Origin of the sequence: Nonomuraea sp. NPDC049028 (genome assembly GCF_043197735.1) — a bacterium.
Taxonomy (GTDB): domain Bacteria; phylum Actinomycetota; class Actinomycetes; order Streptosporangiales; family Streptosporangiaceae; genus Nonomuraea.
Map to the genome: position 1 here is coordinate 144,912 of NZ_JBICTR010000015.1, position 13,907 is coordinate 158,818.

Here is a 13,907-nt window from a genome sequence, read left to right on the forward strand (position 1 = left end):
TCATCCGCCGTTGTCCGGTCATCCGCCGTCGTGTGCCCCTGCGTCGGGGTCGTGGTCAAAGAAGGCGGCCATCCACTCGCCCGCCTGTTCCGGGGTGGCGGCCGGCTCGGCGGCCGGTCCCGCCGCGGCGAGCCGCTCGGCGTCGGAGCCCGCCTCACCACGGCGTGAGCGCCTGCGCGGCAGCGCGCCGCCGCCCGCCGTGTCCTCCGTCGTCCCCGCGACGTGCTCGCCCAGGGCGGCGGGCGCGTCCGGCATCGGCTCGTCCGGCACGGGCTCGTCCAGCGTGGGGTGGTCCTGGGTGAAGTGGTCCTGGGCCGGGTCGATCGGCCGGACCTCGTGGCGGGCGGGCCGGGCTCGGGGCGGCGCCTCGGCCGGCTCCAGCGTCTCCACGATCGGGCCGGGCACCAGGACGACCGCGCGCACCCCTCCGTACGGTGAGGGCAGCAGGTCGGCCAGGAACCCGTGGCGGCGTACGTAGTGCCCGATGACCGCGAGCCCGGTCTGCGGGATCTCCCCCACCTCGCCCACGTCGACGGAGCGGCGCCCGGAGACGATTTCGCGCGCCTGCTCCAGCTGGTGGTCGTCCATGCCGACGCCGCCGTCGTCGATCTCGATGACGGCGCCGCGCTGCACGTTGCGCACCGCGACGAGCACCGTGGTCGCCGGCGGCGAGGACTGGGTGGCGTTGGCGAGCAGCTCGGCCACCAGGTGGATGAGCGGCTCGACCACGTGGGCCGCGACAGCGGTGTCCGGGTCGCCCGACACCTCCACCCGCTTGTAGGCGACGATCCTGGAGGCGGCGGCCCGCACCACGTCGACCAGCGCGAGCGGTTTGGGCCACTGCTGTCCCGGCCACTCGCCGCACAGCACGGCGAGGCTCTGCGCGTGGCGGCCCTGCTGGGCGGCGGCGTGGTCGACCTGCATGCTGGTCTCGAGCACGTCCGGGTTGCCGGGATGGCGCTCGGCCATCACCGAGACGTTCTCCTGGATGCGGTGGGCGGAGGTCTGTACGCGCCGGGCCAGCGCCAGCAGGGCCAGCCGCAGCGACTCCTGCCGCTCGCGGTCCTGCCCGGCGGCCTCGCCGACCGCGTCGAGCACCTCTTCCAGCAGCTCGGCCGCGTCCTCGTCGAGCCCCTGGCTCTGGTACGGCGGGGGCACCTCGCCCTGGGCGATCACGGCCGGGATCCGCTTGTCCACCAGGTGCCTGACCGCCTCCTGCAGGGCCTTGGAGCGGGCCGCGACGTGCTTGCTCCACTGGGTGTTGCGCTGCTGGAGGTGGTGCTGGAACTCGGCCTCGCGCTGGTGCATGGCGCTCTCGCGGCGGCTCATCGTCCGCAGGGCCTCCTGGTGCGCCTGGCGCAGCGCCGCCACGGCGGCCAGGGCGAGGAGCGAGAGCGCCGCGGCGCCGACGCACGCCCAGACGACGCCGGTGCGGCTGTCGAGGAGCAGGGCGGCGAAGGCGCAGCACGCGGCGACCACCGGCAGGGCCAGCGCCGCCGGCCAGAGCCACTGCGTCTGAGGTGAGGGGGTCACCGGCGGCTGAGTGGCCGGCGTCTGCGGCTGAGGAGCGGGCCGCTGAGGTGACGGCGTCCGGCGGGCCGGAGCTTGGGGCGGTGGCGGTGGGGGTTGGGAACGAGCCATGGTCACCTTCGCGAACGGGCTGGAGTATGCGCTGGTCTCAAGCGGGAGGCGGCTACGGAGACCCCCTCTGCCGAAGCAAGCGGCATCTCCCCTTCCAGTCCGTTGCCTCTGCGTCACTCCCAGTGGCGACGCTTCCGCCAAGATCCGATTATTCCGACTCTACTGAATGAGTCAATCCATTCCCCGCCGCCTGTCAGATATATACCAAAGGTGCCTTTTATCCAGCTTTGTCAGGATATGTCCGACTTCGAGGCGGTGGCGCGCCTGACAATTCCCGGCCGATCCTGTCAATGAATCGCGTCTTCATATCCGGCCAGGAAAAGGCCGATAAGGTCCGCCCGAAAAGTCATCGTCATAAGATATGGACCCCCTATGACCCTTGTCCGGGCAAAACCCGTCACCCACAATCCAGAGGACACCGCCGGACCACAGGAAGGAAACTCATCGTGCCTGCGAACAATGACGTATTCGCGTACGCCCCCTCGCAAACGAGGTGCTGAGCGTGGCCCGCTACCGCGCCCCCCTGCCGGACGCCACGAGCGCCGCCTTCCTCGCCGAGGCGCTGGCCGAGGCCAATGCCCTCCGCGCCGTGCACCACGCCCCGCCGCTGGTCCTGGACCAGGAACTGGTCGAGTACGCCAGGTCCCGCGCCGCGTCGCGATCGGAATACCCGGACACCGAGGCCGGGCACGACGGGTTACGGGAAGGCACCGGGGAGAACCTTTTCTGGGGCGCCGGCTCGAAACAACGGCCGCTCAACGCGGGGAAAGCGGTTGCCGAATGGTACGAGGAAATCAAAGGCTACGACTTCACCGACCCGGAAAAAGTCGTCGACTGCGGACACTTCACCCAACTGGTATGGAGGGAGAGCCGGCGGATGGGCGCCGGACGCGTGGCCGGACGGGGCCCGGATTTCTTCGAGACCTACATCGTCTTCGTTTTCGAGGCGCCCGGCAATAAGCCCGACCACTTCGCGGAGAACGTACGTCCCGCCTGACTTCCGGCCCGGGAGCCGTGCCGCCGACGGCTCCCCTCACCCCGATCACCTCAGTCACATATGCGAATAAAACACACTTTCACTTTGATGACCAAAATCTCCCCCACCTTGAACGCGGAAAATCACGTTATCGTCACGGACAGTTTTGCTCCGCACTGTATCGGGGCGAAACGGTTGTGACGCTCAGGAGGTGGTGTAAGACTCGAATTCGAGCGAGCAGTCGTGCCGGGGCCCGCCGCACGCTCATTACCCGGAGCCGTCAGGGAGGTGTTAACGACACGACCGGAAGAATATTCCGGTCAAAGGGTGGGGTTAATTTCATGTCGTTGAATCCGCGCCTGGTAAAGGAGAGTTTCTCCGTCGTGGAGCCGGTGGCCGACAAGGCCGCCGCCTACTTCTACGGCCGGTTGTTCGCCGAGAGTCCGCACCTGCGGGGCATGTTCCCCCCGGCGATGGACCTGCAGCGCGACCGGCTCTTCGGCGCTCTGACCCGCATCGTGTGGAGCCTGGACAGCCCGGCCAGCCTGGCGTCCTTCCTCGGCCAGCTCGGGCGGGACCACCGCAAGTACGGCGTGATCGCGGAGCACTACACCGCGGTCGGCAACGCCCTGCTCGCGACCATCAAGCGGTTCGCCGCCGACATCTGGAACGAGGAGATCGAGGCCGCCTGGGCGGCCGCCTACACCGCCGCCGCCAACCTCATGATCGAGTCGGCCGAGTCCGACTCCGGGGTCTCGCCCGCGTGGTGGCTGGCCGAGGTCATCGACCACGAGCTCCGCGCCCCGGACATCGCCGTCCTGACGCTGCGACCGACGCAGCGCCTGCCGTACACGGCGGGCCAGTACGTCAATGTGCAGGTCTCGCGGTGGCCGCGCGTCTGGCGCACGTTCTCCATCGCCAACGCGCCGCGCCCGGACAACACGATCACGCTGCACGTGCGCTCGGTCCCCTGCGGCTGGGTGTCCACCACGCTGGCCAGAGACACCCGCATCGGCGACACGATCATGCTGGGGCCGCCGATGGGCACGATGACGCTGTGCGACCGCAGCTCGCGCGACGTGCTGTGCGTGGCGGGCGGCACCGGGCTGGCACCGATCAAGGCGATCATCGAGCACATCATCGCCTCGGGCCGCCGCCCCAACATCCACCTGCTGTTCGGGGCGCGGACGGCGGCGGAGCTGTACGACCTGCCCGACCTCATCCGGATGGAGTCGACGTTCCCCTGGCTGCGGGTGCTGCCGGTGGTCTCCGGCCAGGCCGGCTACGAGGGGATGCGCGGCCGGCTGCCGGAGGTCACGCAACGCTTCCACTCGTGGGCCGAGCATGAGGTGTACGTGTGCGGGCCGTCCGGCATGGTCAGCGAGACGGTCCGGCGCCTGCGCATCGACGGCGTGCCGCTGTCCCGCATCCACCGCGACATCGTGCAGGGAGAGCGCTGACGCGGCGACCACGACCGTTCGCCGAGTCTCCGTGCCGCCCCCTCCCCGAAGGAGATGCCCCCATGGGGACCTCTGCCACAACGAACCGCCTTCTTCGTCTCCCCGGAGGGGGTATCCGCCCCGAGCAGGACGGACCGTCTTCCTCCGCCCCGAAGTGGCATCCCCATGGGAGGCCCCAGCCACAACGGACCGGCTCCTTCCGCGCCCCCGAAGGGGGTATCCCATCCCAAGGACACTAGCCACGACGGACCGGCACAGTAACGGAGACGGTCGCGCAACGGACCTGGTGACAGCGCCAGACGCGGCGGCGTCGCTAGGAGGCGGCGGGCCGCTGGAACGCGGCGGCGGTCTCGTCGTCGCTGGGCCAGAACGTCTCGATGGCGAGCTCGGCGACCGTCACGTCCAGAGGCGTGCCGAACGTGGCGATCGTGGTGAACATCGACAGGATCCGCGTCCCGTGCCTGATCCGCAGCGGCACCAGGAGGTCGGCCGGGCCCGGCACGTGCACCACGTTCAGATCCACGCCGGGGTAGGTGTAGGCGGCGAGCTCGTCGTGCAGTTCGGCCAGCTGCCCCGAGCCCGACGCCTCCGCCTGCCTGCGCAGCTGGTGCAGCAGGTGGGCGCGTACCTCCGCCAGGTTGACCAGCCGGCCGCCCATCGCCTCGGGGTGCAGCGACAGCCGCATCACGTTGACCGGCTCCTTGAGCAGCTCCGCCGGCACCCCGTCCATGAACAGGGCGGTCGCCGAGTTGGCCGCCACCAGGTTCCAGGTGGCGTCCACGACCAGCGCGGGGTAGGGCTCGTGCCCGGCGAGGATCTTGTCGAGCGCCTGCCGGACGGCCTGCATCTCCGGGGCGCGTACCTCACGTTCGGGGAAGACCGGCGCGAACCCGGCCGCGACCAGCAGCCTGTTGCGGTGGCGCAGCGGCACCTCCAGCTCCTCCGACAGCTTCATCACCATCTCCCGGCTCGGCCGGGCCCGCCCGGTCTCCAGGAAGCTGACGTGGCGAGCCGACACCTCGGCCTCGATCGCCAGATCGAGCTGGCTCACCCGCCGCCGCTGCCGCCAGGATCGCAGCAGCTCCCCGAACGACTCATCCCCCACCGCGAACGCGCCATTGACCGACCCCATACGGCAACGCTACCGAACAGCAGGGAAGCAGCACGATTACCTCAGGAGTAATCGCGCGGCAAATCGCCCAGTCCTCGGCGCTCCTGGTCACGGCGTGGCACGATGGCCGGGAAGCGAACACGGGAGCGATGGGAGCTTGTTATGAGCGACGCAGTGCTCGCGATCGGCACCCGCAAGGGCCTGTTCCTCGCCCGCTCGACGGACGGCGGCCCGTTCGAGGTGGCGCCGATCCAGTTCTCCACGGTCGGCGTGACCTCGGTGGCGATCGACACGCGCGCCGCCACGCCGCGGATCCTGGCGGGCATCGAGTACGGCCACTTCGGCCCCTCGGTGATGTGCTCCGACGACCTCGGCGAGACCTGGCAGGAGGCCGAGCGTCCCCCCATCGCCTTCCCCGAGAAGACGGGCGCGACCCTGACCAGGGTGTGGCAGCTCATGCCCTCTCCGGCCGAGCCCCAGGTGGTCTGGGCCGGGGTGGAGCCGGGCGCGCTGTTCCGCTCGGAGGATCGCGGCGTCACCTACGAGCTGGCCGAAGGACTGTGGGAGCACCCGCACCGCCGGCACTGGCAGCCGGGCGGCGGCGGGCTGTGCCTGCACACGGTCGTCAGCCACCCCACCGACCCGCAGGTCATGGGCGTCGCGGTGTCGACGGGCGGCTTCTATCGCACCAACGACGGCGGCCTCTCGTGGGAGGCCGCCAACCAGGGCATCCGCGCGCCGTTCATGCCGGAGGGCCAGCAATATCCCGAATACGGGCAGTGCGTGCACAAGGTGGGCATGCACCCGTCCCAGCCCGAGCGGCTCTTCCTGCAGCACCACTTCGGCGTCTACCGCAGCGACGACTTCGGCGGCTCCTGGCACGACATCGGCTCGTCGTTGCCGTCCGACTTCGGTTTCCCGATCGTGGTGCATCCCACCCGGCCCGACACGGTGTACGTGCTGCCGCTGACCGCCGACATCGACCGCACCCCGGTCGATCACCGCTACCGGGTCTTCCGCAGCCAGGACGCCGGCGGCACCTGGCAACCATTGGAGACCGGGCTGCCCGAGGGGCCGGTGCACGCGAGCGTGCTGCGTGACGCGATGACCGCCTCCGAGGCGGGGGTGTTCTTCGGCACCCGCGACGGCGAGGTCTACTGCTCGCGGGACGACGGCGGCACCTGGTCGACGGTCGTCCGGCACCTGCCCGACGTGCTCAGCGTGCGTGCGGCGGTGCTGTAGCCCATGGCCAAGAACGTGATGATGGTGGTCTTCGTCCTGCCCAACTCGCTGCGCCGGTGGGTGAGCGGCGACAGCGAGGTGAAGGTCTTCGCCGTCGCCGCCGACCAGCACACCCCGCCGACGCTCGGCTCCGCGCTGGACATGCTGCGGCGTACGCATCCGCTGCTGGAGGAGCGGCTGCGCGACGACTACGGGCGCATCCGCCGGCACATCAACATGATCGTGTGCGGCGAGAACGCCCGCGGCCTCGGCAGCCTCGACTGCGCGCTGCCGCCGGGCGCCGAGGTCTACGTCATGCCCGCGCTGGCCTGATCACGCCTGCTTGTCAGGCGCACTGATCACGCCGGCTTGCCGACCCGGCTGATTCAGTTCACACCTTGCGCCAGCCGGGGACCCAGGCCCCGTCCTCGATGACGTAGTCACCGAAGAGGGCGGGCGCCTCCTTGACCATGAGCGCGCCGATGTGCTGGAACAGCAGCCGGATCTCCTCCTCGGCCCCCACCGCCGTGCGCGCCTCGATCGTGTGCCGCAGCGTGCGGACGTTGGCCGTCCAGACCAGGCCGGTCGCCAGCCCCTCCGGGGCGAAGCGGCGCATGAACGAGGTGCGGTGCTTCTTCTCCGAGAACGGCACGCCCTCCTCGTCGAGCCCGAAGTGGCCGGCCATCCAGACCTGGAACTGCTCCATCTGCTCCAGCAGGGCCGTGGCCCGCTTCATCAGCTCGGGGTCGGACTGGGCCCACTCAGGGAACCAGAACGGCAGCTCGTCGAGGCGGACGAAGCGCAGCGACTCCTGCGAGATGGCCACCCCGGGGCGGTGCCTGACGAGTTCGTGGGTGAGCACGCGGCTGACGTTGTGCAGCACGAAGCTGAAGTTGAGGTGCTCGAGCACCGAGCCGTGGGCGCTGGCCAGGATGTTGCGCAGGTAGTCGCCCTGGTCCTCGCGGATGCGCACGACGTTGGGGTTGAGTCCGGGCTCGAAGGAGCGGTAGCACAGGCGCCCGGCGAACTCGGCCAGGTTCTGTGCGTCGAGGTCGCCCCGGTCGAGCCGCTCCAGCCAGCTCTCGCCGCCGACCTCGCCCAGGTAACGGGCGAGCTCGTCGTAGTCGAGTTCTGGACGGGCGACGAGGAACACCTCGGGTTCGACGGTGCGCATGGGCGAGCCCCCGCTCGGGTTAGGCGATGTGATGGCCCCCAGCAAACCAGGTCACGGACCCGCGCGCGACTCGGCGCGGGGCGGGGCTGAACACTTGTCCCTTCAAGTTTTTCGCCCTACAGTCAGCACCCTCGATACTTGAAGGGACAACTTATGAACGTCGTCCTCTGGGTCCTCCAGATCCTGCTCGCCGCCGCCTTCCTCGTAGGAGGGTTCCTGAAGGCCACCCAGCCCAAGGAGAAGTTCCAGGCGCGCATGGGATGGGTGAATGACTTCAGCCAGGCGCAGGTCAGGGGTATCGGCGTGGTGGAGGTCCTCGGCGCGCTCGGCCTGGTGCTGCCCTGGGCCACCGGCATCGCCCCGATCCTCACGCCCCTGGCGGCGGTCGGCCTCGCCATCACCATGATCGTCGCTGCCCAGGTGCACCGTCGGCGCAAGGAGAGCTTCGCGGTTAACCTGGTACTGCTGGCGATCGCGGTCATCGTCGCGGTCGGCCGATTCTGACACTGGGGGTCCCTTGGTCGAAGGGCTCGGCCATGACGAGCAGCGAGCGTGGCAGGGCCTGCTCGCGGTGATGCTCGTCGGCATTCCGCAGGTGGAGCGCACCTTCCGCGCGTACGGGCTGGTGCACATCGAATACGGCCTGCTCAACACGCTGACCGCCGGGCCGCTGCGGCTGAGCGACCTGGCCACCCTGGGCAACGTCTCGATCAGCCGCCTGAGCCACCGGGTCAGCAAGCTGGTCGAGCGCGGCTACGTACGGCTGCGGCCCGACGAGAACGACGGCCGGGCCAGCGTCGCCGAGATCACCCCCGAGGGACGGGCAGTCATCACCGCGATCGCGCCCGACCACGCGCGGGCCCTGCGCGAGGTGCTGTTCGACCACCTGTCGCCCGAGCAGGTCGCCGCGCTGGCCGACGCCATGCAGAGCGTCGGAGCCAAGCTCGGCGCCTGCATGGCGGACGACCGCGGGAGAGAAGGCCACGACCCCACCGGGTGCGGCTAGGTGATGTCCTGCCGGATCGTCGTGGCCGAGGCGACCGCCGAGAAGAGCACCGCGTACCCGAGCAGCACCAGGGCGCCCGCCCAGGCCGGCAGCAGGTAGTCGGTGCCGAGCCCGAGGTCGACGCCGCTGTTGGTCACCGCGCTGCCCGCGCCGGCCGGCGTCCACTTACCGACGGGCTGCAACACCGGGATCGCGTTGACCAGGGCCTCGACGATGAACACCCACACCACCGCGACGATGATCGCGCCGAGCTGGTTCTTGATCAGCGCGCCCAGCCCGACACCGAACAGCGTGTAGAGGACGAGCACGAGCAGCACGCCCGTGGCGATGCGCAGGACCTTCGCGGACAGGACCAGATCACCGCCGGACAGCAGGACCGACACGACCACCGCGATGGCGGTCAGCGCCAGCACGATCAGCCCGAAGGCCAGCCCGACGACCACCCCCGCCCCGAGCTTGGCCACGACCACCCGCTCGCGCCGGGGCGTGGCGAGGAACGTGGTGGTGATGGTCTGGTAGCGGTATTCGGCGGTCATCATGACGACCCCGAGGATCATCGGGAACAGCGCGCCGCTCGAGCCGAGCCCCCACAGGAGCTCCTGGAAGGGCACGGTGCCCCGGCTGGGGAAGACCTGCTGACCGTTCTGGCCGGTCTGGCCGGCGAACCCGATCGTGAGACCGAGCTGCAGGAGCACATAGGCGACCGTGACGCCCAGCATCACCCACCAGAGCCTGGTGGTCCGGAGCTTGAGCAGCTCCGCCCTGATCAGCGTCATCAGCCCTGCCCCTCCCCCGTCAGCTCCAGGAAGACCTGTTGCAGGTCGGAGCGTTCGGTTGTGACCTCGCTCAGCACGACCTTCGCGTCGAGCGCGATCCGGCCGATGTCCTCGGCGCCGAGGCCGCGTACGCGCAGGAACCCGTCCTGCTGGTCGACCGTGGCTCCGGCGCCTTCGAGGGCCGGGACGAGCTCGGCGGTCCCCGTGGTGCGCACCCTGACGGCCGCGTCGGCGTTGGAGACCAGCTCGGCCAGGCTGCCCTGGCGGACGAGACGGCCCTTGGCGATGATCACCACGTTGTCGACGATCTGCTCGACCTCGGCCAGCACATGGCTGGAGACCAGGACGGCGGCGCCTTGGTCGTGGGACAGGTAGCGCAGGAAGCCGCGCAGCCACTGGATGCCCGCCGGATCGAGCCCGTTGGCGGGCTCGTCGAGGATGAGCACCTTGGGATGGCCGATCAGCGCGGTGGCCAGCGCCAGCCGCTGCCGCATGCCGAGCGAGAAGACCTGCACCCGCTTGCCGGCCACGTCGGCGAGGCCGACCTGGTCCAGCGCCTCCGTCGCGCGCTCGCGGGGCAGCCGGGCCGCCGCGCAGAGCACCCGGAGATGGTTGAGGGCCGTACGGCCCGGATGGAAGTTGGTGGCTTCGAGTACCGCGCCCACCTCACTGAGGGGATGCGGTAACTCGACGTAGCGCTGGCCGTTGACCAGCGCCGTGCCGGAATCGGCGGTGCACAGCCCGAGCAGGCTGCGCAGGGTGGTGGTCTTGCCCGCCCCGTTCGGGCCAAGGTAGCCGGTGATGGTGCCCGGCTCCACTGTGAACGACACCCCGTCGACCGCGCGTACCGGTCCGAACGCCTTGCAAAGGTTTCGAATCTCGATCGCACTCATCGTGAGGTAATTATCACGAATGTGGAGTTGATGGCACCTCCTACCCAAGGAGGAGTTCAGAGGCGGTATACCCGGCGGGCATTGCCGGAGCCGATCATGTGGGCCACCCTGGCCGCGTCGGCGGCGCTCCACTCCCCCGCGTCGAGCCGCGACTTCAGGGCGGCGGCCAGCGCCCGGCGGAAGTAGAGGGCGCCCAGGTGGCCGGTCTCGGCCACGCCGTGGCAGCCGGAGCCGAAGAGCAGCTTGTGGAACGGCGCCAGTTCCAGCAGTTCGTCCATGATCCGCGCGGACCCGGCGGCGCTGTGGGTCAGCGCGAGGCCGGCGTCGACGTAGACGTGCGGGAAGACGCCGGCCAGGTAGGCGGCCTGGCGGTGGAACGGGTAGCCGTGCAGCAGCACCACCGGCACGCCGGCCGGCTGCAGCGCTCTGAGGAACGTGGTCATCCGCGCCGGGTCGGTGCGATGCAGGCCGGAGTAGGACGGATCACCGAATCCGGCGTGGAACTGCAGCGGCAGGCCGCGGTCCCTGGCCACGTCGACCGCGGTCCACAGCAGGTGGCGCAGCAGGATCGGGTCGGTCAGCGGCTCCTTGGGGTCGGACAACCGGCGGTTGGCCGCCGCGATGACCGAGCCCCTGCTCGGCCTCGACGGGTCGAAGTCGAGGCCGCACCGATGGCCGATGACCGTCGCCATGCCCACGGCTCTGGCGGCCCTGGCGGTGAGCTCCTCGGCCAGGCTGTCCATGTAGTCGAGGGCCGTCTCGGCCATCTCCACGACGTCCTGCTCGATCTGCTCGACGCCGACGACCTCGTTCGCGCTCGCGTCGCCGTGGCGGGCCAGTTCGGCGGCCGTCAGCAGCTCGGCGCCCTCCATGCCGGTGTCGACCAGGAGCGCCCCGACCCCGGCGGCCCGCAGCAGCCGCCGGTTGACCTCGTCGGCGCCGAGGTCGGCCCGGCGCGCCAGGTAGACGGCGGGCGGCGCGTGCGGCTCCAGGCCGAGTACGGGCGCGCACCAGCGGCGGATGGCCGCGCCGATCGGCGTGTCGAAGTGGGTGGTGCCCGGCGGCGCGGGGCAGCCGCCCTCGTTGAGCAGCAGCTCGAACTGGGCTCTGGACAGGTCGTCGCGGCGCACCCCGTGACAGTGGTGGTCGACGAGCGGGGCGAGGAGGGCGTCACGCACCGTATCGGGAAGATCTACGGGGAGCATGCGGAGACTCTAGGTGGCCTCCGCACGCCCCCGCGGCCGTTTTACCTACCCGAGAGACGCGCTAGATCCTCACGTGTGAAAGCGCGCTCCGGTCCACACGTGCGAACGCTCCGGTCCGCACGTGGGAAACCGCCCCCAGACCCGGCCCTCACCGGCGGGCGAGGCGGAGCACGTTGGCGATGACGCGCGCGCCCGCGCCGCCCTCGGCGGTGAGGATGGACTCCGGGTGGAACTGCACGGCGAAGCGGCGCCGCTCGGTGTCCTCGATCGCCATGACGTTGCCGTCGGGCGTCAGCGCGGTCGGGGTGAAGCCGACCACGCCGGCCCGCTTGGCGTGCAGGGAGTGGTAGCGGGCCGCGACGAACTCCTCGGGCAGCCCGTCGAGCAGCGCGTCGCCGCCGCCCAGCCGGGTGACCTGGCCGCGCTTGCCGTGCTCGGGGTAGTCGAGCAGCTCCAGCGAGCCGCCCGCGTGCTCGACCATCGCCTGCAGGCCGAGGCAGACACCGAAGACCGGCAGGTCACGGGCGTAGATCTCATCGATGAGCGCCGACATGCCGAAGTCGGACGGCCAGCCGGGCCCCGGCGACAGGACGACGAGGTCGGGCGCGATGTCGTCGAGCATGGCCGAGGGGAAGCCGTGGCGCAGCGTGACGACGTCGGCGCCCTCCTGGCGGAAGTAGTCGGCCAGGGTGTTGACGAAGGAGTCCTCGTGGTCGACGAGCAGCACTTTCATGCCCTGGCCGGGCTGCTCGCGGACCGGGACGACCGGCTTGGCGTGCGGCTGGTTGACCGCGGCCAGGGCGCCGAGCAGGGCGCTGGCCTTGAGCTCGGTCTCGCGCTCCTCGGCCTCCGGGTCGGAGTCGAACAGCAGCGTGGCGCCGGCCCTGACGGTCGCCAGGCCGTTCTTGATCTGGGCGGTGCGCAGGGTCAGGCCGGTGTTCATGGAGCCGTCGAAGCCGATGAAGCCGATGGCGCCGCCGTACCACCTGCGGGTGGTGGCCTCGTGGTCCTCGATGAACTGCATGGCCCAGGTCTTGGGCGCGCCGGTGACCGTGACGGCCCACATGTGGGTCAGGAAGGCGTCGAGGGCGTCGAACTCCGGCCGCAGCCGGCCCTCGATGTGGTCGACGGTGTGGATCAGCCGGGAGTAGAGCTCGATCTGGCGGCGGCCGATGACCTTGACGGAGCCGGGCACGCAGATGCGCGACTTGTCGTTGCGGTCGACGTCGGTGCACATGGTCAGCTCCGACTCCTCCTTGACGCTGGTCAGGAGGGTGCGGATGGCCTCGGCGTCCTCGATCGGGTTGCTGCCGCGGGCGATGGTGCCGGAGATGGGGCAGGTCTCGACGCGGTCGCCGCTCACCCGGACGTACATCTCGGGCGAGGCGCCGACGAGGTGTTCGCCCTCGCCGAGGCTGATGATGAACTCGTAGGGGGCCGGGTTGCTGTGCCGCAGGCCGCGGAAGAAGGCCGACGGGTCGGTGCAGGGGGCGTGGAAGACCTGGCCGGGCACGACCTCGAACAGGTCGCCGCGCTTGAACTTCTCCTTGGCGGCGGCCACGACCTTGGCGTATGTGCCCCTCTTGGGGTCGGCGGGCACCTCGGCGGGCTCGGTGAGGGGCACGGACTCGCCGGTGCGCTCCAGGCCGCGGGTGGTGGCGCCGTCGACGGTGAACTCGTAGCGGTATTCGACGCTGGTCTCGCGCTGGCGGTCGATCACCACCAGTCTGTCGGGCAGGTGCAGCACCAGGTCGCGCTGGTCGTCGGGGCGGACGAGCTCCTGCCTGATCGGCTCGAACTGGAAGGCCAGGTCGTAGCCGAAGGAGCCGTAGAGGCCCAGGTGCGGGTCGTCGCCCCGGAACGCGGCGATGACCTCGCGGATCGCGGTGAACACGGTGGGCCGGCGGCTGCGCATCTCCTCGGTGAGCAGGTCGCCCGACTCGGGCACGTAGACCTCGACGTGGTCGGCGGTCGGCTCCTCGACGGGCTTGCCGGCGGCCAGCAGGCAGGAGACCACGGCGGGCAGCACGACCCTGCCGCGGGCGTTGAGCGCCCTGGCGGAGATGTGGCGGCCCCTGGCGACCAGCTCCAGGCACGGGTCGACGTAGCCGAACGCCCATCGGCTGTAGCGGCCCGGGTAGTCCATCCCGGAGGAGAAGGCGCCGCCGCGTCTCTCTCCGAGCGCCGTCACGATCTCTTCGAGCGCTTCCTCAGGCACCTGGCGTACCTCGCGCTCGACGCCGATGCCCCCGGCGGTGGTATATCCGCTCGTCTCCACTGCTGCCCCTTGTCGAAAACCGATGATCGAACACCGACACTGATGCCCCGGGGGCGGACACGAGAAAGGCCGCCTTCCGGGGCGGCCGTCCGTTGAGGAATGCGAATCACGCGCCGCCTACTAGCGGCGCCACCACTGAAGCTGCAACGAGATTCGCATGTGGCAA

13 protein-coding genes are annotated in these 13,907 nt (G+C 70.3%); 6 read left to right on the forward strand and 7 right to left on the reverse strand.

Annotated elements, in window-relative coordinates; genetic code table 11:
• Positions 1–18: 18 nt before the first annotated feature.
• The gene (locus tag ACGFJ2_RS48230; protein ID WP_393480136.1) at positions 19–1,533 is read right to left on the reverse strand and encodes an ATP-binding protein; all 1,515 of its coding nucleotides are present in this window, start codon (positions 1,531–1,533) and stop codon (positions 19–21) included.
• Between the two features lie 610 nt (positions 1,534–2,143).
• On the opposite strand from ACGFJ2_RS48230, the gene ACGFJ2_RS48235 reads away from it, so the two are divergent.
• Positions 2,144–2,638, forward strand: a complete 495-nt coding sequence (locus tag ACGFJ2_RS48235) for a CAP domain-containing protein (RefSeq protein ID WP_393480139.1) — start codon at positions 2,144–2,146, stop codon at positions 2,636–2,638.
• 320 nt (positions 2,639–2,958) lie between these two features.
• Positions 2,959–4,077: a globin domain-containing protein gene (locus ACGFJ2_RS48240; protein ID WP_357953041.1), complete on the forward strand. Its 1,119-nt coding sequence runs from the start codon at positions 2,959–2,961 to the stop codon at positions 4,075–4,077.
• A 313-nt stretch (positions 4,078–4,390) separates the two neighbouring features.
• On the opposite strand, the gene ACGFJ2_RS48245 is transcribed toward ACGFJ2_RS48240, so the two are convergent.
• The gene (locus ACGFJ2_RS48245; RefSeq protein ID WP_393480142.1) at positions 4,391–5,209 is read right to left on the reverse strand and encodes a helix-turn-helix domain-containing protein; all 819 of its coding nucleotides are present in this window, start codon (positions 5,207–5,209) and stop codon (positions 4,391–4,393) included.
• A 141-nt stretch (positions 5,210–5,350) separates the two neighbouring features.
• On the opposite strand from ACGFJ2_RS48245, the gene ACGFJ2_RS48250 reads away from it, so the two are divergent.
• Both ACGFJ2_RS48250 and ACGFJ2_RS48255 read left to right on the forward strand, forming a co-directional pair.
• Positions 5,351–6,430: a WD40/YVTN/BNR-like repeat-containing protein gene (locus ACGFJ2_RS48250; protein ID WP_393480144.1), complete on the forward strand. Its 1,080-nt coding sequence runs from the start codon at positions 5,351–5,353 to the stop codon at positions 6,428–6,430.
• Positions 6,431–6,433: 3 nt separating this feature from the next.
• On the forward strand, positions 6,434–6,742 hold the full coding sequence (locus tag ACGFJ2_RS48255) for a hypothetical protein (RefSeq protein WP_225292858.1): 309 nt from the start codon (positions 6,434–6,436) through the stop codon (positions 6,740–6,742).
• A 58-nt stretch (positions 6,743–6,800) separates the two neighbouring features.
• On the opposite strand, the gene thyX is transcribed toward ACGFJ2_RS48255, so the two are convergent.
• A complete protein-coding gene (thyX, locus tag ACGFJ2_RS48260) occupies positions 6,801–7,583 on the reverse strand; it encodes an FAD-dependent thymidylate synthase (protein WP_357953044.1) in 783 nt (260 codons plus the stop codon).
• A 153-nt stretch (positions 7,584–7,736) separates the two neighbouring features.
• On the opposite strand from thyX, the gene ACGFJ2_RS48265 reads away from it, so the two are divergent.
• Together ACGFJ2_RS48265 and ACGFJ2_RS48270 are read left to right on the forward strand one after the other, a co-directional pair.
• Complete coding sequence (locus ACGFJ2_RS48265; RefSeq protein ID WP_393480148.1) at positions 7,737–8,087, forward strand: DoxX family protein; 351 nt, start codon at positions 7,737–7,739, stop codon at positions 8,085–8,087.
• 13 nt (positions 8,088–8,100) lie between these two features.
• Positions 8,101–8,589, forward strand: coding sequence for a MarR family transcriptional regulator (locus ACGFJ2_RS48270; protein WP_357953048.1), 489 nt, complete (start codon positions 8,101–8,103; stop codon positions 8,587–8,589).
• Here ACGFJ2_RS48270 and ACGFJ2_RS48275 read toward each other — a convergent pair.
• The 4 genes from ACGFJ2_RS48275 to ACGFJ2_RS48290 form a co-directional block, all read right to left on the reverse strand.
• Positions 8,586–9,365, reverse strand: coding sequence for an ABC transporter permease (locus ACGFJ2_RS48275; protein WP_357953050.1), 780 nt, complete (start codon positions 9,363–9,365; stop codon positions 8,586–8,588). The two genes, ACGFJ2_RS48270 and ACGFJ2_RS48275, sit on opposite strands and share 4 nt — an antisense overlap.
• Positions 9,365–10,258 (reverse strand): ATP-binding cassette domain-containing protein, encoded by an 894-nt coding sequence (locus ACGFJ2_RS48280; protein WP_357953052.1) that lies wholly within the window; start codon positions 10,256–10,258, stop codon positions 9,365–9,367. Before ACGFJ2_RS48280 ends, ACGFJ2_RS48275 begins: the two co-directional genes overlap by 1 nt.
• Positions 10,259–10,314: 56 nt before the next feature.
• A complete protein-coding gene (locus ACGFJ2_RS48285; RefSeq protein ID WP_357953054.1) occupies positions 10,315–11,463 on the reverse strand; it encodes an amidohydrolase family protein in 1,149 nt (382 codons plus the stop codon).
• Positions 11,464–11,611: 148 nt separating this feature from the next.
• Positions 11,612–13,741 carry an anthranilate synthase component I gene (locus ACGFJ2_RS48290; RefSeq protein WP_393480152.1) on the reverse strand — a complete coding sequence of 710 codons (2,130 nt, stop codon included), beginning with the start codon at positions 13,739–13,741 and terminating at the stop codon, positions 11,612–11,614.
• Between the last annotated feature and the right edge of the window lie 166 nt (positions 13,742–13,907).